We start from the raw sequence: 17,476 nt of genomic DNA, 5'->3' as shown, positions 1-17,476 counted from the left end.
GGGAGAAATCCATCGCTTCTGCAGAAGCCTGGATATACGTCGCCCACATTCGCCTGCTCACACGCAGGCTCGCAAGAGCTTGATATCAAACCATTCTTTTTGATTCAGGCTCTTAGGCCCGCATCCGGCGGGCCAGTCAATAAACTAGCCGGCTTATCATGTTCGGTTTGGCCAGTACGCGTTCCCTGAGTTCCATCCAATGACAGGAGCAGAAAATGCCAAATCAGTCCTTACGTCAGTCGGAGATCGACAGTCTTCAATACATTGCGTCGATGACCAATGAACTGGTGCAGATGGCTGAAGCCAGCCGTTTTCCCATGATCTCCTATCTGTTGGGCATGGCCTATGCCGAGGCCTTCGATGTGCTGCGCGGCGCGCGCCCGGCCAGGCACGCCCAACTCAGCGGCAATCCCCTGCATTCCAAGATGCCGGGGAAGGAAACCCACGTCCAGCCAAGGCGGGCGTGATACGATGCAGACGCCAGCCCTGTGCGTGCCGGCGGGCTCGCAGCCGAACCGGTGGGAGACGCTTTGCGCGCTGCAAAGCCTGCTGCCGCTGCTGAGAAAGGCCGCGGCCGATCTGGGCCGCGGCGACATCGTCTATTGGTTCGAGCAGGCTGACGCCGAGGTCGCCAACATCATCAGGGGACGGCCATCCGACGCCGCCGCCATTCCCGCCCTGATCGCCCTCAGCCCGCAGACTGATATTCACGCATAGAGATTCAAGGGGGACCCCGCCAATGAACATGATCGCGACGATCAGGAGCACCGATGCCGGCGACGACGTCTTCGGCAGGCTGCATGTGCTGATCTCCAGCCGGCCCGCCTCGCCGGATGCCGCGCGCATCGAGACCCGGCAACTGGTTTCCATGGCAATGGCCGACACCTGGCAGGCCGACAATCTTTGGGGCGCCGCGGATGCGTTTCAAGCCCATTTCGACTTCATGATGCAGACCATCGAGATCAACGGCGCCGGCGATCCGAACCTCGCGACCCTGCGCACGAAATGCCGCTTCTACCTGGATCAGGTCGAAGCGTTGTGCCGGTCGATGAGCTGAGCCCTTCTATCTCTTCAGATCCGGCGCAATCCTGTCAGGGAACCCGTTTAACGGCTTTTCCGGGATTGCTCTAATCGCGCAAGCTGAACACGAACGGCGCGGTGCGGCTGACACGTGAACCAAGCTCGGGCGGCGGCGCCGGCACGGTGGCCCCTTGCAGCACCGCAAGCGCGGCACGGTCGAGCTCGGCATCACCGGACGAACGGGCAATCCTGGCCGACAGCACCTGTCCCGATGTGTCCACGGTGAAGGTCACGCTGACATTGCCTTGCGCACGCCTCGACTTCGCTGCGCTCGGATAGCGCTTGTGGCGGTTGATCCACGCTGTCAGCCGCGCTTCCCATCTGGCAGGGCTGACGCCGAAGATCCCGGCCGCCGATTTCGGCGCCGCCGCCTTGACCGCCGGCTTTGTCTCGGCGCTGGCGGTAGCGACCGTCCTTGGCGGCTCGGCCTTTTCCTTCTTCGGCTTCGGCTTGGGTTTTTCGACCGGCTTTTTCGCCTTGGCTTCGACCGGCTTCTTTTGCGCCTCGACCGGCCTTGCCTGCGGCAACGGAACCACGACCTCCGGGGTCACGGCCTCCACGACATCGGGGACAACCTCCTCCAGAGGCGGCTGATCGACCGCTTCGGCCTCGGCTGTCTCGGTCGGCTCGGTCTCGTCGGGAGGCACGGCTTCCAGCTGTTGCGTGGTCGGTTCGGCTTTTTCCGGGGTCGGCTCGGCCTGCTCCGTCACTTTCTCGGGCTCGGCTTCGGTGACTTTTTCAGTCTCCTCGACAGGTTCTGTCTGGTCCGGCATTGCCGCGTCCAGCATTGCGGCCTGTTCCGGCACGGCCGGGGTGACCACCATCGGCGCCATTTCGACCACCGGAGCCGGCGGTGGTCCGCCATCCATCTCGACCGGATTGAAACTCTGCACCGCATAGGCGACCGCGACATGGGCGCCAAGCACTAGGGCGGCCGCGCCAGCCCACAGGCTGACATCGCGCCAGCCGAGGCGCGACAGCTCCACCGTGGGCGAGGCGGCCGATTGGCTGGTCATGGAGCGGCAGGTCCGCCTGGCGCCGGCGCGGCCGCGTCAGCGGCGGGCGCGGTCTCGAGCCCGACGAGGGCAATCCTGAGATAGCCCGCGCCGCGAAGCAGGTTCATCGCCTCCATCAGGTCGCCATAGGCGACCGCCTTGTCGGCGCGCAGGAAGATCCGCGTCTGCTTGTCGCCCTTGGTGCGGCTGTCGAGCAGCGCTGCGAAGGCGGGGCGCGGCACGCTGTCATTGCCGATGGCCAGGGTGAGGTCTTCCTTCAACGTCAGGAACAGCGGCGTCTCCGGCCGTGGCGCCGGCGTCGCCGTCGATCCCGGCAGGTCGACATTGACATCGACCGTCGCCAGCGGCGCCGCGACCATGAAGATGATCAGGAGCACCAGGATGACGTCGATGAACGGGGTGACGTTGATCTCGTGGCTTTCCTCGAGATCGTCGTCCATGGTCTGGCGGATTCTGCTGCCCATGGCGTCACTCCGCCGCCAGCGCCGTCGCCGGCGGGACCGAGCGGAAATCGAGATCGCGGCTGACCAGCCGTTCGACGCCCGCCGAGGCATCCGCGAGGATCTGCCGGTAGCCGGCTATCGAGCGCGCGAAGACGTTGTAGATGACGACGGCCGGGATGGCCGCGACCAGTCCCATCGCGGTCGCCAGCAGGGCTTCGGCGATCCCGGGTGCGACGACCGCGAGATTGGTGGTCTGCGCCTGGGATATGCCGATGAACGCGTTCATGATGCCCCAGACGGTGCCGAACAGGCCGACGAAAGGCGCGGTCGAACCGATCGTCGCCAGCACGCCCGTGCCGCGCGACATGCGCCGCGCCGCCGCCGCTTCGATGCGCGACAGACGCGAGGAAACCCTTTCCTTCAACCCGTCGCCGCCCGCATGGTCGAGCGCGCCGGCCGAAAGTGCTGCTTCTTCCTCGGCCGCCCGCACCAGCAGCGCTCCCGGACCTCCGTTGCGGTCGAGAGCACGGCTGGCCTGCTTCAGCGTGGCGGCGTCGCCGATGGCGCGGACCGCTCGGCCGATGCGCAGCTTGCCGCCGAAGATCTCCAGCGATTTGGCCAGCCATATCGTCCAGGTGACGAGCGACGCGAAGGCAAGGCCGATCATCACACCCTTCACGATGATGTCGGCGGCCATGAACATGCCCCATGGCGACAGATCGTGCGGCAGGCTCAGTTCCATCGGCCCTGGAGGAGCATTCACGGCCGGCGTTGCCGCACTCGGCTGGGCGGCCGGCTGCGCGGGTGCCATCGCGGCTGGCTCGGCTGCTGCCGGCGCGGGCTCCGGCGCGGCGGGCGGCGTTAGGGCTGGACTGGCCGCCGGGGCGGCAGGCGCTTCGACGGTCGGGGCCGTGCTGGCCGGTTGTTCCTGGGCGGTCACGACACCAGCCGAAAGGAGCACCGATGCGACCAGCGCCGCCAACAAACCTTTTCTGGACAAGAGCTTCTTCCTCATTATCACCGCGGCCGGATATTCCTGCTTCCTACCGCGTTTTTCGTTATCACTGCACATAGCCAACGGGTTGACCAGTGACAGGGTGCGCGAACACGCCCATCTCCACGCCGAAAATGCCTTTGAGCACGTCTCCGCGCATGATTTCGGCCGGATTGCCGCGTGTCAGCAGCTTGCCATCCTTCAGAGCGATCAGTTCATCGCAATATCGCGCTGCCATGTTCGGGTCGTGCAGCACGACGACGACGCAGAGGTCGCGTTTGCGGCTGAGATCCTTGACCAGTCCCAGCACTTCGACCTGATGGGCAATGTCGAGCGCCGAAATCGGCTCGTCGAGCAGCATCACCCCTGCATTCTGCGCCACCAGCATGGCGAGCCAGGCACGCTGCCGCTCACCGCCGGACAATTCGTCCACCAGCCGGTCGGCGAAAGCTTCCATGTCTGTCAGCACGAGCGCCTCCTCGACATGCCGTTTGTCTTGTGAACCGAAGCGGCCGAGCGCGCCGTGCCAGGGATAGCGGCCGAGCGTTGCCAGCTCGCGCACGGTCAGGCCCGTTGCCGCCGGCGTGGTCTGCGGCAGATAGGCGAGCGCGCGGGCGAGCTCGCGGGCACCCCATTGCGGCAGCGGCCTCGTTGCGAAGGTGATGGCGCCTGAGCTTGCCGTCTGCTGGCGGGCCAGCAGCTTGATCAGCGTCGACTTGCCCGAACCGTTATGGCCGATCAGCCCGTAGACGCGCGAGCGCTGCAATTCGAGCGAAACCGGACCCAGCAACGTCCGCTCGCCGACGGCAAAGCGCAACGCTTCGATCTGAAAGGCGGTCTGGGTGTCAGCCTCGGCCACGGTCATGGCTTTTCTCCATTCGGCCCGGGGCGCCCACTGTGGCTTCGGCGGGCCGATGCCGGTTGACTATGAAACCTGACCTTACTAGTCAACATTGAAGATGATATTTTGAGTCAACAAAAATGTCGTGACGATGTCGTCAAGCCTGCCAGTCGCCTCGAAAGGCAGGCCGGAAGCCGGGGCTGGCATATTGCCGCCCCGAGCGTTCCAGACGTAAGGACCCCGCGAGGACGCGGTCCCTTGCCAGTTCGAACACCGACCAAGACAGCATGCGGTTAAACTCTATGATCAGACGTTTCATGGCTTACTACGCCCCGTGGAAAGGGCTGTTCATCCTCGATTTCTCCTGCGCGGTTGTCGCCGGCCTGCTCGAGCTCGGCTTTCCGATGGCGGTGCGTGCCTTTGTCGACCACCTTCTGCCGCAACAGGACTGGGCGCTGATCATCGCGGCATCGGTCGGCCTGCTGCTGGTCTATCTGCTGAACACAGGGCTGATGGCGGTCGTGACCTATTGGGGCCATATGCTGGGCATCAACATCGAGACCGAGATGCGCCGCAAAAGCTTCGACCATCTGCAGAAGCTCTCGTTCCGCTTCTATGACAACAACAAGACCGGCCATCTCGTCGGGCGCGTCACCAAGGACCTGGAGGAGATCGGAGAGATCGCCCATCACGGCCCCGAAGATCTGTTCATCGCCATCATGACCTTCATCGGCGCGTTTGCGCTGATGTTCACCGTCAACATGCAGTTGGCCCTGCTGACCGCCATCATCGTGCCGGCCATCGCCTGGGTGACCATTCGCTATGGCGACCGCATGGAGCGCAACTGGCAGGCGCTCTACCGGCGCGTCGGCGACTTCAACGTCCGCATCGAGGAAAATGTCGGCGGCATGCGGGTGGTGCAGGCCTTCGCCAATGAGGAACATGAGCGCGCGCTGTTCGCTGATGACAACCAGCGCTACCGCCAGACCAAGCTCGACGCCTATCGCATCATGTCGGCCTCGAACTCGCTGAACTACATGGGCATCCGGCTGATCCAGCTGGTGGTCATGATCGCCGGCAGCTACCTTGTCATCACAGGTGAGTTGAGCAATGGCGGCTTTGTCGGCTTCCTGCTGCTGGTCGGCGTCTTCGTGCGGCCGATCGAGAAGATCAATTCGGTGATCGAGACCTATCCGAAGGGAATTGCCGGCTTTCGCCGGTATACCGAACTGCTCGATACCGAGCCCGACATCGCCGACAGAGCCGATGCCATGACCGTCAGCGGCCTCAAGGGCGACATTGAATACAGGAACGTCAGTTTCGGCTATGGCGACGGCAAGCCTGTCCTGAGCAATGTCGACCTGACGATCCGTGCCGGCGAGACCATCGCCTTCGTCGGGCCATCGGGTGCGGGCAAGACCACAATATGCTCCCTGTTGCCGCGTTTCTATGAAGTCGGCGCCGGCGCCATCAGCATCGATGGCATCGACATCAGGGACATGACGCTCGCCTCGCTGCGCGGCCAGATCGGCATTGTCCAGCAGGACGTGTTCCTGTTCGGCGGCTCGGTTCGTGAGAACATCGCCTATGGCCGGCTCGGCGCCTCGGACGAAGCCATCGCCGAGGCCGCACGGCGGGCGAAGCTCGACGATATGATAGCGGGCCTGCCGGCCGGTTACGACACCATCATCGGCGAGCGCGGCGTGAAACTGTCCGGCGGCCAGAAGCAGCGGCTGGCGATCGCCCGCATGTTCCTGAAGAACCCGCCGATCCTGATCCTGGACGAAGCGACCTCGGCGCTCGACACGCAGACGGAGCGCGAGATCCAGCGGGCTCTGTCCGAACTGGCGCAAGGTCGCACCACGCTGGTCATCGCCCACCGGCTGGCGACGATCCGTGGCGCCGACCGCATTGTGGTTGTCTCCGAATCAGGAATCGCCGAGCAGGGTTCGCACCAGGAGCTCATCCATGCCAACGGAATCTACAAGCAGCTGCATGATGCCCAGCACCTCGTGTCGGCGCATTGATGCTATGCTGAGGCGAACATTCTGGAGCCAATGATGATCAAGGCAATCCCTTTCGACTACCCCTATGACGGCGGGCTGGTGGCCGGGCACACAGCCCTCGTCGTCATCGACCTGCAGCAGGACTTCCTGTCGACGACGGGATATTTCGCCAGGAAGGGATACGACCCCTCGCCGCTTCGCGCGATCCTGCCCGCCGTGAACCGGCTGATATCAGCCGCCCGCAAGGCCGGCGTCACGGTCGTCCATACAAGGCAGGGCTACCGCGCCGACATGGCCGACATGACGCCTTACGAAAAGTGGCGCCGCAAGCGCGCCGGCCTCGACGGCACCGATATTCTGCTGCGTTCGGGTTCGGGGTTCCAGATCGTTCCCGAAATCGATGTGGCGCCGAGCGACATCATCGTCGACAAGACCTGCAACAGCGCCTTCACCTACACGGATTTCGAGACTGTGCTGCGCGCGCGAGGCATCACCCATCTGATGTTTTCCGGATGCACGACCGATGTCTGCGTCCACACCACGCTGCGCGAAGCCTGCGATCGCAATTTTCAGTGCCTGACGATCTCGGACGCCTGCGCCAGCGGCGACAGACAAGCGCACGAGGCTGCACTGCACATGGTGACGGTCGAGGATGGCGTCTTCGGTGTGCTGGCCGATTCAGCCGCCGTCATCGACGGCCTGTCGCAACTATCCCGCAAGGCAAGTTAGAGGATTAAGATCGATGCCGCTGGAGGCGAGGTTCGCGACATTCAGCATTCAGCCCGCTATCCGCGTCTCCAGTCCGGCGCGCGGCGCATAGGCCGCCGGCTGGAAAACCTCGCTCTCGCGGCGTGCCAGTGAGTTGCGAAGCAAAGCCAGTGTTTCCCGACCGGCGGTCGCGATCTCGCGTGGCGTGTCGACGCCCACGATCATGAATTCATCGATCCCGAGCCCGGCATAGGCAAGCAGCGACAGGGCGGCTTGCGCCGGCGGGCCGGACAGGTCGACCGCCTTGTGGTCCGCCACCGAGGCGCCTTTGTGGATACGAACCGGCAGCGCGAAGCGCAGCTTGCCGGCGCGGCCGTGTTCGGCGGCGGCGCCGCGCACGCGCTCGATCAATTGCCCGACCTCATCGAGCGAGCCTGGCGCGAGTTCGAAGACATCGGCATGCCGGCCGGCCACTTTCAGCGCCGTTCCGGATTGTCCGCCCATGCGGATCACGAGGTCGGCACCGTGCGGACCCTTGCGCTCGATATAGCCGCCCTTGATGCTGTAGAAGGCGCCTTCATGGTCGAAGGGCCGGTCGTTCGACCACAAGCGCTTCAAAAGCACCAGATATTCGTCGATGCGCTGCCAGATGACGCCGTGCCCCACCGGGCGCGTCTCGGCATCGTCGTCGTTCAGCGGTTCGCTGATCATCCGAAGCGAGAGCCGTCCGCCACTCTCACGGTCGATCGACGCCAGCTGGCGGGCAGCCACGGTCGGCTCGATCACGCCGGCCCAATGGGTCAGCACGACTTCCAGCGAAGCGGTGCGGTGGAGCACCTGGGCTGCAAGGTCCATGTTGGTCAGCAACCCAGCGGAATCGTCGACGACGATCTTCTGAAACCCGCTGTCCTCGATGAGGCCCAGCTTGGTCGCCGTCTCGGCAAAGTCATAGAAGAAAGGAATGGCGGCATCCGCCGGATGGGTCTTGGCCGGGACATGCGTGAACGCGATCGGCATTGCCATCTCCTCCATTTCTGGACTCACGGATGCGGTGATCACCAGCCGCTCGAAAGCATGCCGGCATTCCGGTTCATCAAACTGCGAATGCATGAAAGTGGCGGGCCGCCAGCCCCGAACGGTCAGGCGCTCAGGGAATGAGCCCCAGCACGACGGCGCCGGTGAACACGAACGCAAGGGCGAAAACCAGATAGGCGAACGAACCGGCATAGGCCGGACGGAAAGTCCGGGCATTGGCCAGCCTCTGGCCGGCGCTGTCAGTCTGAGCGTTCTGGATATAGGACATATCGACCTCCGTCTCACCGGTTAATCTATAAAACTTGTAGACTTTGTCGATTGCTATTTTTTGCCTATAAGCAGAAAAATTTTCTCCGATCACCCCCTGAATTGGTTCGAGATTGCTGAGAGCGTCGCGTGAACGATCGCCCAGGCCGGGACGTCGCCGTCCCGAAGCGTTCGAATGGTCCTATAGGCTTGCCCCGCCTGCCCCCACGAGACGCATTGGCCGCCCGGCGCGAGCGCGATAGCATCAGGCGGGAAGCAGGTAGGAAATCATCGGATAGGGGAACGAAAATGGGGACAAGACTGGCAGGCAAGGTCGCCATCATATCGGGCGGCGCGACGGGAATGGGCGGAGCGGCCTCGGAATTGTTCGCGGCCGAGGGCGCGAAAGTGGCGATCATCGACCGCAATGCGGAAGCGGCCGCCGCGACGGCGGCGGCGATCCGCGCGCGCGGCCAGATTGCCGAGCATTTCGTCGCCGACGTCTCCGACGAGGCCCAGGTCGAGGCGGCGGCAAGGGCAGCGGCTGAAAAGCTCGGCCCGGTCACCGTGCTGTTCAACCATGCCGGCACCATCGTCATCAAGCCGTTCCTGAAGACCACGCTGCAGGAATGGGACTGGCTGCATGCCGTCAATGTCCGCTCGATGTTCCTGATGACGCGCGCCGTGCTGCCGGGCATGATCGCGGCCGGCGGTGGTTCGATCGTCTGCACCTCGTCGATCTCGGCGGTGGCGGCGACGCCGAACGAAGTTCTCTACGACACCACCAAGGGCGCCTGCCACATGTTCGCGCGCGCCATCGCCGTCGAGTTCCGCGACCGCAACATCCGCTGCAACGCCGTCTGCCCCGGCTTCATCAGAACGCCGCACGGCCTGCGCGAGGTGGCCGACCTCGGCAAGCTCGGCGTCGATGTCTCGGATGCGGCGCTTGCCGCTCAGCAGGGCCGGATCGGCGAACCGGAAGAGGTGGCGAAGGCAGCGCTCTATCTGGCGAGCGACGAGTCGAGCTTCGTCAACGGCGCGCACCTGTTCGTGGACAATGGTTTTACGGCGATGTGAGGGCTTCTCAGAATCCAGGTTCCTCGCCCCCGCGAAGCGGGGGAGAGGTGGCCGCGAAGCGGTCGGAGAGGGGGCTTCGTAGGGCGCGGCTTTCTCCAGGATCCAGATTTCAGGACAGGTCTGCGCCATTCCCCCTCTCCGTCTCGGCTTCGCCGATACACCTCTCCCCCGCCCATGACGGGGGCGAGGAACCCAAGCCGACTCACCGCTCTTCCCTTCGGAACGGCTTGAGCAACGCCGACGGCGCCACCGCGTTGCGCGACATGAAGGCCATGGCGACAATGGTGAAGATGAACGGCAGCATGAGGAACGCCTCGTAGGGGATATGCCCGAGCCCGCTCGCCTGCATGCGCAACTGCAGCGCGTCGACAAAGGCGAACAGCAGTGCCGCCCCCGCCGAACGCCAGGGATCCCAGCGGCCGAAGACGACCAGCGCGATCGCCACCCAGCCGCGCCCCGAGACGACACCGAAGGTGAAGGCATTGAACTGCGCCATCGACAGGAAGGCGCCGGCCAGACCCATCAGCGCGCCGCCGAGGATCACCACCTGGAAGCGCGTTGCAATGACGCTGACGCCGGCGGAGTCCGCCGCGCGCGGGTTCTCGCCGACCATGCGCACCGACAACCCCCAGGGCGTGCGGTAGAGCACGAAGGCGGCGAGCGGAATCGCCAGGATCGCCATGTAGACCAGTGTGAACTGGTTGAATATGGCAGGCCCAAGCACGGGAATATCGGACAGGACCGGGATCGGCAGCGTCTGAAAACCCTTGATGCTTGGCGGCACCGACTGCTGGCCGAAGATCAGCCGGTAGAGGAAATAGGCGAGACCTGACGAGAACAGGGTGACGCCGATGCCGCAGACATGCTGGCTCAAGCCCAGAGCCACGGTGAACAGCGCGTGCAGCGCCCCCATCAGCATGCCGGTCAGCACCGCAGCCAGCACGCCGAGCCACAGGCTGCCGCTGAGGCTGGTGGCGGTGAAGCCGGTCATCGCCGACAAAAGCATGATGCCTTCGATGCCGAGATTGAGCACCCCGGCCCGCTCGGAGAACATTTCGCCCAGCGTGGCAAAGGCGAGCGGCGTGGCGATGCGGATGATGGCGGCAAGAAAGCCAACCTGGAAGATCTGCTCGAACACCGCGCTCATGAGGAAGCCCCCACGCGGCGGATGCGATAGGCGGTGAAGAGCAGCGCCACCAGCATGGCGAGCAGCGCGGTGCCCTGGATGACATCGCTGAGGAAGGCCGGAACGCCGGTCGCGCGCGACATCGCCTCGGCGCCCGTCATGACGGCCGCCAGGAAGATCGCCGCCGGCACGACGCCCAGCGGATTGAGCCTGGCCAGCATCGCAACCACGATGCCGGAATAGCCGTATCCCGGCGAGATGTCGCTCATCACCTGGAAATGCACGCCGCCGACCTCGCCGACACCAGCCAGTCCGGCCAGCGCGCCCGACAGCAATGCGGTCGACAGCAGCACCCGCTCGACATGAATGCCGCCATATCTGGCGGCTTCCGGGTTTTCACCGGTGACCCTGATGCGAAAGCCAAGCGTGGTGCGCGCGATGAGAAACCAGATCAGCGGCGCCGCAATCAGCGCCACGACGACGCCAAGATGCAGCCGCGTGCCTTCGATCAGCACCGGGAAATTCGCCGAATCCTCGATCGGCGGCGAGATCGGGTAGCCGCTGAAACTGTCCTTCCACGGTCCTTCGATCAGCGCCATCAGCGCGTAATAGATGACCGAGTTGAGCAGCAAGGAACTGACCACATCGTCGACCTTGAACCTTACGCGCAGCGTCGCCGGCACCAGCGCGACGGCCGCGCCCGCCGCAGCACCGGCGATCGCCATCAGCAGGATGGCGAGCGGCCCCGGCATCGGAATGGCGCCCACGAAGCAGCTCGCCACCGCGCCGGCCAGCAACTGGCCCTCGGCGCCGATGTTCCAGAATTTTGCCCGGAAGGCGACGGCCACCGCCAGCCCGGTGAAGATCATCGGTGCGGCGCGCACCAGTGTTTCGGTGATGGCATAGCTGTCGCCGAGCGACGCGGTGAACATCACGCCGTAGGAGTCGAGCACGCCGGCGCCAGCCAGCGCGATCAGGCCGCTGCACAGGATGAGCGTCGCCGCGATGGCAAGCAGCGGCAAAGCAAGGTTGAACCAGGCGGGCGTCGAACTGCGGACTTCCAGGCGAAACATCAGCCGTGCCCCTCCGCGCCGGTCATCAGCAGGCCAAGCCGCGCGACGGTCGCATCGGCGCTGGAAAGCGTGCCGGCGATGCGGCCCTCATACATCACCGCGATGCGGTCGCACAGAACCAGCAGCTCTTCCAGATCCTCGCCGATGACGATGATGCCGCAGCCCTTGGCGCGCATGGCGAGGAACTTTTCGTGGATGAACCGGGCGGCGCCGATGTCGAGGCCGCGCGTCGGTTGCGAGACGATCAGGACCTTCGGGTCGAAGGCGAGCTCGCGCGCCAGGAGCGCCTTCTGCAGATTGCCGCCGGACAGCGCGCCGGCCCGCACCATCGGTCCGGGGCACCTGATATCGTAGGCCTTGATCTGCTCTTCGGCGAAGGCACGGATCGCGTCGGGCTTGAGCAGCCCCCGGCTTGAGAATGCCGCCGTGCCGACGCGCGGCAGCACCATGGAATCGGCGAGCGGCAGGTTGGTGACCAGGCCGGTCGTCATGCGGTCTTCCGGAATGCGGCCAAGGCCGAGCGCCTGCACCTCGCGCGGCGAAAACCGCGACACCTTCTGGCCGGCGATCGTCATCTGGCCCGCGTCGGGAGCGCGCACGCCCGAAATCACTTCGGCCAAAGCCTGCTGGCCATTGCCCGACACGCCGGCAATGCCGAGGATTTCGCCGGCACGAACGGCAAGCGAGACGTCGCGCAGCGTCGTGCCCGAATGCTTTGACGTGGAAATGCCGTCGAGTGTCAGCACCGCTTCGCCCGGCGTCGACGGCCCCCTCGCAGGCGGCACGATCTCGTGCCCGCACATCAGCTCCGCCATCGCGGCCGACGTCGTGTTGGCGGGGTCGTCGACGCGGCCGGCGACACGGCCATGCCGCAGCACCGTGCAGCGATGGGTAAGCGCGCGCACCTCGTTGAGCTTGTGCGAGATGAAGATGATGCCGAGCCCTTGCGCCGCCATCGAGCGCAGCGCCGAAAACAGCCCTTCGACTTCGCTCGGCGCCAGCACCGCGGTCGGCTCGTCGAGGATCAGGAGCCTGGCGCCGCGAAACAGCGCCTTGATGATTTCCAGCCGCTGCTGTTCGCCCACGGACAGCGCCGAGACCGGCAGGTCCGGGTCAAGCGCCAGGCCATATTGCCGGCTGATTTCGGCAAGCCGCGCCAGCCCGCCGGCACGATCGATCCGCCCGCCCTTGCCGCGAATGCCGATCAGAAGGTTCTCCAGCACCGTCAGCCGCGGCGCGAGATGAAAATGCTGGTGCACCATGCCGATGCCGGCGGCCAGCGCGTCGGCCGAACTGGTGATCCGCACCTTCTGGCCCTGGATCAGGATCTCGCCCGCATCGGGCGCATAAGCGCCGAACAGCACATTCATCAGCGTCGTCTTGCCGGCGCCGTTCTCGCCGAGCAGACCGAGAATTTCGCCGGGCGCGACGCTCAGGTCGACAGCCTCGTTCGCCTTGACGGCGCCGAAGGTCTTGGTGATGCCGCGCATTTCGATGAGTGGGGCGGGCAAGGACAAAGGGCATTTCCCGTTGAGAGGTGGCGTTTAAGCAGCTCCTCACCCTCCCCCTTGTGGGGAGGGTCGGCTCGCGGTCGTAGCGAAGCGAAGATCGTGAGACGGGGTGGGGGTGCGGCGCCGAAGCCACCCCACCCCGATCCGCTTCGCGGATCGACCCCCCCGCAAGGGGGAGGGTAAGGAACTCAGTCCGAGACCGGCGTGTTCTCGTCCACATCCACCCGGAAATTGCCTTCGAGGATCTCGGCCTTCTTCTTCTCGACCAGGTCCTTGACCTCGGCAGGCAATGTCTTGTCGAACTTGTGGTAGGGAGCGAGCGATGAACCGCCCTTGGCCATGCGCGAGAAATCGCCATAGTCCTGCGCGGTGAAGACGCCGGCCTTGACCAGCTTGATCGCCTGTTCGACCGTCGGATACATGTCCCAGACCGGGCCGGTGATCACAGTGTCGGGTCCGAGGCTCGACTGGTCGGACATGTTGGAGATGGCGAGGATCTTCTTGTCGACCGCCGCCTCGATGACACCGAAACGCTCGGCATAGATGACGTCGACACCGGCATCGATCTGGGCGACCGCCGCTTCCTTGGCCTTGGGCGGATCGAAGAAGGAACCGATGAAGGAGACCTTCTTCTTGATGTTCGGGTTGACCTCCTTGGCGCCGGCGAAGAAGGCGTTGACCAGCCGGTTCACTTCCGGAATGCCCATCGCCGCGACGGCGCCGACCGTGCCCGACTTCGACATCTTGCCGGCGATGATGCCGGAGAGATAGGCAGGCTCATGGATCCAGTTGTCGAAGACGCCGAAATTGGGTTCCGCCGGGCCGGCGCCCGAGCCGAACAGGAAGGCGGTCTTCGGGAACTGCTTGGCGGTGCGGCGCGACTCGCGCTCGGCCGCGAAGGCGTCGCCCAGCACCAGCTCGTATCCGCCTTGCGCATATTCACGCATGACGCGGCTGAAGTCGGCGGTCTGTACTTTTTCAGACCATTTGTACTCGATGCCGAGTTCCTTTTGCGCCTTCAGCAGCGCGACATGCACCTGGTTGTCCCACGGCTCCTCGATCGGCGTGGCGAAGATCGCCGCCACCTTCAATTTCTTCGCCGCGCCGAACGCCGCGCCCGGCAGCATCGCGGCCGCGAGGCCAAGCGCGCCAAGCTCCAGCACGTTGCGCCGCGACAGCCCGTCGCGTTTTATCTGGACTGATTTCTTCCGGTTTTCCATTGCATTCCCCTCTGTTCGACAGCCGTGTCGAGCCGGCCGTTCGTGAAAAATTCAAGACGGGGAACTATGGAACGGGTGCGGACTTTTGTCCACATGGTCAAATTTGGCAGGCCTGATGGAATCTTCCGTCTGGCCTGCCGGAAGAGTTGCGGATCAAGCCCGCTCGAGCGCGATGGCGATGCCTTGGCCGACGCCGATGCACATGGTGGCAAGGGCATAGCGGCCGCCGCGCTGGCGCAGTTCCAGCGCCGCCGTGCCGGAGATGCGCGCGCCCGACATGCCCAAGGGATGGCCGAGCGCGATGGCGCCGCCATTCGGGTTGACGTGCGGCGCGTCCTCGGCGATGCCCAGTTGGCGAAGCACCGCGATGCCTTGCGAGGCAAAGGCCTCGTTGAGTTCGATGACATCGAACTGTTGCGGCGTCAGGCCAAGCCGCGCGCACAGTTTTTGCGTCGCCGGCGCCGGGCCGATGCCCATGATGCGTGGCGCCACGCCGGCGGCCGCGCCGCCAAGAATGCGGGCGATCGGCGTCAGGCCGTATTTCTTGATGGCGGCCTCCGAGGCGACGATCAGCGCCGCCGCGCCGTCATTGACGCCAGACGCATTGCCGGCTGTCACGGTGCCACCCTGCCGGAATGGCGTCGGCAATTTCGCCAACGCCTCGACGGTGGTGCCGGCGCGAGGATGCTCGTCCTTCGACACGACAATCGGATCGCCCTTGCGCTGCGGGATCGTCACCGGGGTGATTTCCTTCGCCAGCCGGCCGTTGGCCTGCGCGGCAACGGCCTTGTCCTGGCTGCGCACGGCAAAGGCGTCCTGGTCGGCGCGTGACACGGAAAAATCCTCGGCCACGTTCTCGCCGGTCTCCGGCATGGAATCGACGCCATACTGCTTCTTCATCAGCGGGTTGACGAAGCGCCAGCCGATGGTCGTGTCGTAAATCTCGGCATTGCGCGAAAAGGCGGTGTCGGCCTTGGGCATGACGAAGGGCGCGCGGCTCATCGATTCGACACCACCGGCGACCATCAGTTCCGCCTCGCCGGCCTTGATGGCGCGTGCGGCGATGGTGAGTGCGTCCATGCCCGACCCGCACAACCGGTTGATGGTCGAGCCCGGTATGTCCTGTGGCAGGCCGGCCAGCAGCAGCGCCATGCGTGCCACGTTGCGGTTGTCCTCGCCGGCCTGGTTGGCGCAGCCATAGACGATGTCATCGACCGCTTGCCAGTCGACGCCCGCATTGCGCTCGACCAGCGCCCTGAGCGGAATGGCGGCGAGATCGTCGGCGCGCACGGAACACAGGGAACCGCCGAAACGGCCAATGGGCGTGCGGATATAATCGCAGATATAGGCCTCGGCCATGTCAGGCAGCCTTCCCTTTTCCGGTTCCCTCATGCGCCGCCTTGGTGCGGGCCTGCAGGTCGCGCAATGTCTTCAGTTCGAGTTCGCTCGGCGCCGGCGTCTCGTCAAGCACCTCGGCGAACTTTACCACCCAGCCACAGGTCTCCTGCACCTGCTGTCGCGTGACGCCCGGATGCAGGGAGACCACGGTGAACTCCTTGCTCACCGGATCCGGCTTCCAGACGGCGAGATCGGTGATCAGCAGTGTCGGGCCGGCCGTGTCGATTCCAAGGCGCTTGCGATGGTCGCCGCCCTCGCCGTGACCGAAGGAGGTGAAGAAGTCGATCTTTTCGACCATGCCGCGCTTGCTCTGCGCCATGGTGATGTAGACCTGCTGCGACGAGGTCGCGATCTCCGGCGCCCCGCCACCGCCCGGCAGCCGGGTCTTGGGATGGAAATAGTCGCCGATGACCGTGGTGTTGATGTTGCCGAACTTGTCGAGCTGGGCGGCACCCAGGAAGCCGATCGAAATGCGGCCGCCCTGCAGCCAGTAGCGGAACATTTCCGGCACCGCGACGGTGGTGACCGCGGTCTCGCACAATTCGCCGTCGCCGATCGACAGCGGCAGCACGTCGGGCGCGGTCCCGATCGTGCCGCTTTCATAGATCAGCGTGATGTCGGGTGCGTGCGTCAGCCGCGCCACGTTGCAGGCGGCCGACGGCGCGCCGATGCCGACGAAGCAGACATCGTCGTTCTTCAAGGCGCGGCTGGCGGCGATCGTCATCATCTCGTTGGGAGTGAAGCCCAAGGGGGTCCGGTTGTCGCTCATGCCGCTTTCCTCAGATGCTCGACGCGCGCCGCGAAATCGTCGGCACCCTTCTCGATGACGTTGGCCTTCATCCACGCCTGGAATTTTTCCCGGTCGGCGGCGATCTCGTCCCATTCGAGATAGGCGGCATTGTCGCGCGCATAATAGCCATGCGCATAGGACGGGTGCGAGCCGCCGGGCACCACGGAAATCGCCGCGATCGTCCAGCGCGGCAGCACGGTCAGGTTCGGGTGCAGATCGTCGAAAGTGTCGACCACCTCTTCGACCGTCACAACCGCGCGTTTCGCCGCCAGCACAGCCTCCTTCTGGATGCCGATAATGCCTTCGACCAGCACATTGCCTTTGCGGTCCGCCTTCTGCGCGTGGATGAAACTGACATCGGGCCGGATCGAAGGCACCGCCGCCAGCACCTCGCCGGTGAACGGACAGGTGACCGACCTGATGTTGGGATTGACCTCGGCCAGCCCGGCACCGCGATAGCCGCGAAACACCGCGCAAGGCAGGCCTGCCGCGCCCGCCTCATAGGCGTTGGCCATGCCGGCATGGCTGTGCTCCTCGACCTCGATCGGCCGGGGAAAGCCGTTTTCGATGGCATCGCGGGCGCGCCGCAACAGGCCGACGCCGGGGTTGCCGACATAGGAGAAGACGATTTTCTTGGCCATGCCCATGCCGATCATCTGGTCGTAGATCAGGTCCGGCGTCATGCGGATGAGGGTCAGGTCGCGAAAGCCCTGGCGGATCGCTTCGTGGGCGGCGGCGGTGGGGATCAGATGGGTGAAGCCTTCGAAGGCGACGCTGTCGCCATTGTTCAGGTTCTCCGCGACCGCCTGTTTGAGCGGCAGAAACTTGACCATCGCATTGGCTCCGCATTCAAAAAGTTCGCATTGCGAACATATGTTTTATATGCGATACTTTTATGCCGGGCTGCGTCGC

Annotated in this window: 19 protein-coding genes; 6 read left to right on the top strand and 13 right to left on the bottom strand. The window is 64.7% G+C overall.

What is annotated here, in order from left to right; genetic code table 11:
- The first annotated feature begins 215 nt into the window (after positions 1–215).
- Genes FFS37_RS08745 through FFS37_RS08735 form a run of 3 tightly spaced genes read left to right on the top strand, consistent with a single transcriptional unit; the run spans position 216 to position 1,057 of the window.
- Complete coding sequence (locus FFS37_RS08745; protein ID WP_137930525.1) at positions 216–467, top strand: hypothetical protein; 252 nt, start codon at positions 216–218, stop codon at positions 465–467.
- A 4-nt stretch (positions 468–471) separates the two neighbouring features.
- Positions 472–717: a hypothetical protein gene (locus FFS37_RS08740; protein ID WP_137930524.1), complete on the top strand. Its 246-nt coding sequence runs from the start codon at positions 472–474 to the stop codon at positions 715–717.
- 22 nt (positions 718–739) lie between these two features.
- Positions 740–1,057: a hypothetical protein gene (locus FFS37_RS08735; protein ID WP_137930523.1), complete on the top strand. Its 318-nt coding sequence runs from the start codon at positions 740–742 to the stop codon at positions 1,055–1,057.
- Between the two features lie 70 nt (positions 1,058–1,127).
- On the opposite strand, the gene FFS37_RS08730 is transcribed toward FFS37_RS08735, so the two are convergent.
- From FFS37_RS08730 to FFS37_RS08715, 4 genes are all read right to left on the bottom strand, one after another.
- Positions 1,128–2,096 (bottom strand): energy transducer TonB family protein, encoded by a 969-nt coding sequence (locus FFS37_RS08730; RefSeq protein WP_137930522.1) that lies wholly within the window; start codon positions 2,094–2,096, stop codon positions 1,128–1,130.
- Positions 2,093–2,560, bottom strand: coding sequence for a TonB system transport protein ExbD (gene exbD / locus FFS37_RS08725; RefSeq protein ID WP_137930521.1), 468 nt, complete (start codon positions 2,558–2,560; stop codon positions 2,093–2,095). The genes FFS37_RS08730 and exbD overlap by 4 nt, the downstream gene beginning before the upstream one ends.
- 4 nt (positions 2,561–2,564) lie before the next feature.
- Positions 2,565–3,539: a tonB-system energizer ExbB gene (gene exbB, locus FFS37_RS08720; protein ID WP_137930520.1), complete on the bottom strand. Its 975-nt coding sequence runs from the start codon at positions 3,537–3,539 to the stop codon at positions 2,565–2,567.
- A 61-nt stretch (positions 3,540–3,600) separates the two neighbouring features.
- Entirely contained in the window at positions 3,601–4,398 is a 798-nt protein-coding gene (locus tag FFS37_RS08715; protein ID WP_137930519.1) for an ATP-binding cassette domain-containing protein, read from the bottom strand.
- Between the two features lie 278 nt (positions 4,399–4,676).
- Here FFS37_RS08715 and FFS37_RS08710 point away from each other — a divergent pair, with 278 nt between their 5' ends.
- Both FFS37_RS08710 and FFS37_RS08705 read left to right on the top strand, forming a co-directional pair.
- Complete coding sequence (locus tag FFS37_RS08710) at positions 4,677–6,401, top strand: ABC transporter ATP-binding protein (protein WP_137930518.1); 1,725 nt, start codon at positions 4,677–4,679, stop codon at positions 6,399–6,401.
- A 33-nt stretch (positions 6,402–6,434) separates the two neighbouring features.
- Positions 6,435–7,109 carry a cysteine hydrolase family protein gene (locus tag FFS37_RS08705; protein ID WP_137930517.1) on the top strand — a complete coding sequence of 225 codons (675 nt, stop codon included), beginning with the start codon at positions 6,435–6,437 and terminating at the stop codon, positions 7,107–7,109.
- Between the two features lie 48 nt (positions 7,110–7,157).
- Here the strand turns inward: FFS37_RS08705 and FFS37_RS08700 are convergent, their stop codons facing one another.
- Both FFS37_RS08700 and FFS37_RS08695 read right to left on the bottom strand, forming a co-directional pair.
- The gene (locus FFS37_RS08700) at positions 7,158–8,105 is read right to left on the bottom strand and encodes an LLM class flavin-dependent oxidoreductase (RefSeq protein WP_137930516.1); all 948 of its coding nucleotides are present in this window, start codon (positions 8,103–8,105) and stop codon (positions 7,158–7,160) included.
- A 130-nt stretch (positions 8,106–8,235) separates the two neighbouring features.
- Positions 8,236–8,391: a hypothetical protein gene (locus tag FFS37_RS08695; RefSeq protein WP_137930515.1), complete on the bottom strand. Its 156-nt coding sequence runs from the start codon at positions 8,389–8,391 to the stop codon at positions 8,236–8,238.
- A gap of 287 nt (positions 8,392–8,678) precedes the next feature.
- Here FFS37_RS08695 and FFS37_RS08690 point away from each other — a divergent pair, with 287 nt between their 5' ends.
- Complete coding sequence (locus tag FFS37_RS08690) at positions 8,679–9,446, top strand: SDR family NAD(P)-dependent oxidoreductase (RefSeq protein ID WP_137930514.1); 768 nt, start codon at positions 8,679–8,681, stop codon at positions 9,444–9,446.
- A 202-nt stretch (positions 9,447–9,648) separates the two neighbouring features.
- Here FFS37_RS08690 and FFS37_RS08685 read toward each other — a convergent pair whose 3' ends face one another.
- The 7 genes from FFS37_RS08685 to FFS37_RS08655 form a co-directional block, all read right to left on the bottom strand.
- Positions 9,649–10,593 (bottom strand): ABC transporter permease, encoded by a 945-nt coding sequence (locus FFS37_RS08685; RefSeq protein WP_137930513.1) that lies wholly within the window; start codon positions 10,591–10,593, stop codon positions 9,649–9,651.
- Positions 10,590–11,645, bottom strand: a complete 1,056-nt coding sequence (locus FFS37_RS08680; RefSeq protein WP_137930512.1) for an ABC transporter permease — start codon at positions 11,643–11,645, stop codon at positions 10,590–10,592. Before FFS37_RS08680 ends, FFS37_RS08685 begins: the two co-directional genes overlap by 4 nt.
- Complete coding sequence (locus FFS37_RS08675) at positions 11,645–13,156, bottom strand: ABC transporter ATP-binding protein (RefSeq protein ID WP_137930553.1); 1,512 nt, start codon at positions 13,154–13,156, stop codon at positions 11,645–11,647. Before FFS37_RS08675 ends, FFS37_RS08680 begins: the two co-directional genes overlap by 1 nt.
- A 188-nt stretch (positions 13,157–13,344) precedes the next feature.
- Entirely contained in the window at positions 13,345–14,376 is a 1,032-nt protein-coding gene (locus FFS37_RS08670) for a BMP family protein (RefSeq protein WP_137930511.1), read from the bottom strand.
- Positions 14,377–14,529: 153 nt separating this feature from the next.
- Entirely contained in the window at positions 14,530–15,735 is a 1,206-nt protein-coding gene (gene pcaF / locus FFS37_RS08665) for a 3-oxoadipyl-CoA thiolase (RefSeq protein ID WP_137930552.1), read from the bottom strand.
- A gap of 1 nt (position 15,736) precedes the next feature.
- On the bottom strand, positions 15,737–16,543 hold the full coding sequence (locus tag FFS37_RS08660; RefSeq protein ID WP_137930510.1) for a CoA-transferase subunit beta: 807 nt from the start codon (positions 16,541–16,543) through the stop codon (positions 15,737–15,739).
- On the bottom strand, positions 16,540–17,397 hold the full coding sequence (locus tag FFS37_RS08655) for a CoA transferase subunit A (RefSeq protein ID WP_137930509.1): 858 nt from the start codon (positions 17,395–17,397) through the stop codon (positions 16,540–16,542). The genes FFS37_RS08660 and FFS37_RS08655 overlap by 4 nt, the downstream gene beginning before the upstream one ends.
- Positions 17,398–17,476: the final 79 nt, after the last annotated feature.

Source organism: Mesorhizobium comanense, assembly GCF_005503535.1.
GTDB classification, from domain to species: Bacteria; Pseudomonadota; Alphaproteobacteria; order Rhizobiales; family Rhizobiaceae; genus Mesorhizobium; species Mesorhizobium comanense.
Note: the sequence above shows the minus strand (reverse complement) of the source record. Positions and strands in the feature narration are given on the sequence as shown.

What these genes read in the sequence shown, in the direction of transcription:
- FFS37_RS08730 (WP_137930522.1), bottom strand. Translation starts at nt 2,096, where the DNA reads ATGACCAGCCAATCGGCCGCCTCGCCCACGGTGGAGCTGTCGCGCCTC.
- FFS37_RS08705 (WP_137930517.1), top strand. Translation starts at nt 6,435, where the DNA reads ATGATCAAGGCAATCCCTTTCGACTACCCCTATGACGGCGGGCTGGTG.
- FFS37_RS08710 (WP_137930518.1), top strand. Translation starts at nt 4,677, where the DNA reads ATGATCAGACGTTTCATGGCTTACTACGCCCCGTGGAAAGGGCTGTTC.
- FFS37_RS08735 (WP_137930523.1), top strand. Translation starts at nt 740, where the DNA reads ATGAACATGATCGCGACGATCAGGAGCACCGATGCCGGCGACGACGTC.
- FFS37_RS08655 (WP_137930509.1), bottom strand. Translation starts at nt 17,397, where the DNA reads ATGGTCAAGTTTCTGCCGCTCAAACAGGCGGTCGCGGAGAACCTGAAC.
- FFS37_RS08690 (WP_137930514.1), top strand. Translation starts at nt 8,679, where the DNA reads ATGGGGACAAGACTGGCAGGCAAGGTCGCCATCATATCGGGCGGCGCG.
- FFS37_RS08745 (WP_137930525.1), top strand. Translation starts at nt 216, where the DNA reads ATGCCAAATCAGTCCTTACGTCAGTCGGAGATCGACAGTCTTCAATAC.
- FFS37_RS08700 (WP_137930516.1), bottom strand. Translation starts at nt 8,105, where the DNA reads ATGCCGATCGCGTTCACGCATGTCCCGGCCAAGACCCATCCGGCGGAT.
- FFS37_RS08740 (WP_137930524.1), top strand. Translation starts at nt 472, where the DNA reads ATGCAGACGCCAGCCCTGTGCGTGCCGGCGGGCTCGCAGCCGAACCGG.
- FFS37_RS08670 (WP_137930511.1), bottom strand. Translation starts at nt 14,376, where the DNA reads ATGGAAAACCGGAAGAAATCAGTCCAGATAAAACGCGACGGGCTGTCG.
- FFS37_RS08685 (WP_137930513.1), bottom strand. Translation starts at nt 10,593, where the DNA reads ATGAGCGCGGTGTTCGAGCAGATCTTCCAGGTTGGCTTTCTTGCCGCC.
- exbD (WP_137930521.1), bottom strand. Translation starts at nt 2,560, where the DNA reads ATGGGCAGCAGAATCCGCCAGACCATGGACGACGATCTCGAGGAAAGC.
- FFS37_RS08660 (WP_137930510.1), bottom strand. Translation starts at nt 16,543, where the DNA reads ATGAGCGACAACCGGACCCCCTTGGGCTTCACTCCCAACGAGATGATG.
- FFS37_RS08715 (WP_137930519.1), bottom strand. Translation starts at nt 4,398, where the DNA reads ATGACCGTGGCCGAGGCTGACACCCAGACCGCCTTTCAGATCGAAGCG.
- pcaF (WP_137930552.1), bottom strand. Translation starts at nt 15,735, where the DNA reads ATGGCCGAGGCCTATATCTGCGATTATATCCGCACGCCCATTGGCCGT.
- FFS37_RS08695 (WP_137930515.1), bottom strand. Translation starts at nt 8,391, where the DNA reads ATGTCCTATATCCAGAACGCTCAGACTGACAGCGCCGGCCAGAGGCTG.
- FFS37_RS08680 (WP_137930512.1), bottom strand. Translation starts at nt 11,645, where the DNA reads ATGTTTCGCCTGGAAGTCCGCAGTTCGACGCCCGCCTGGTTCAACCTT.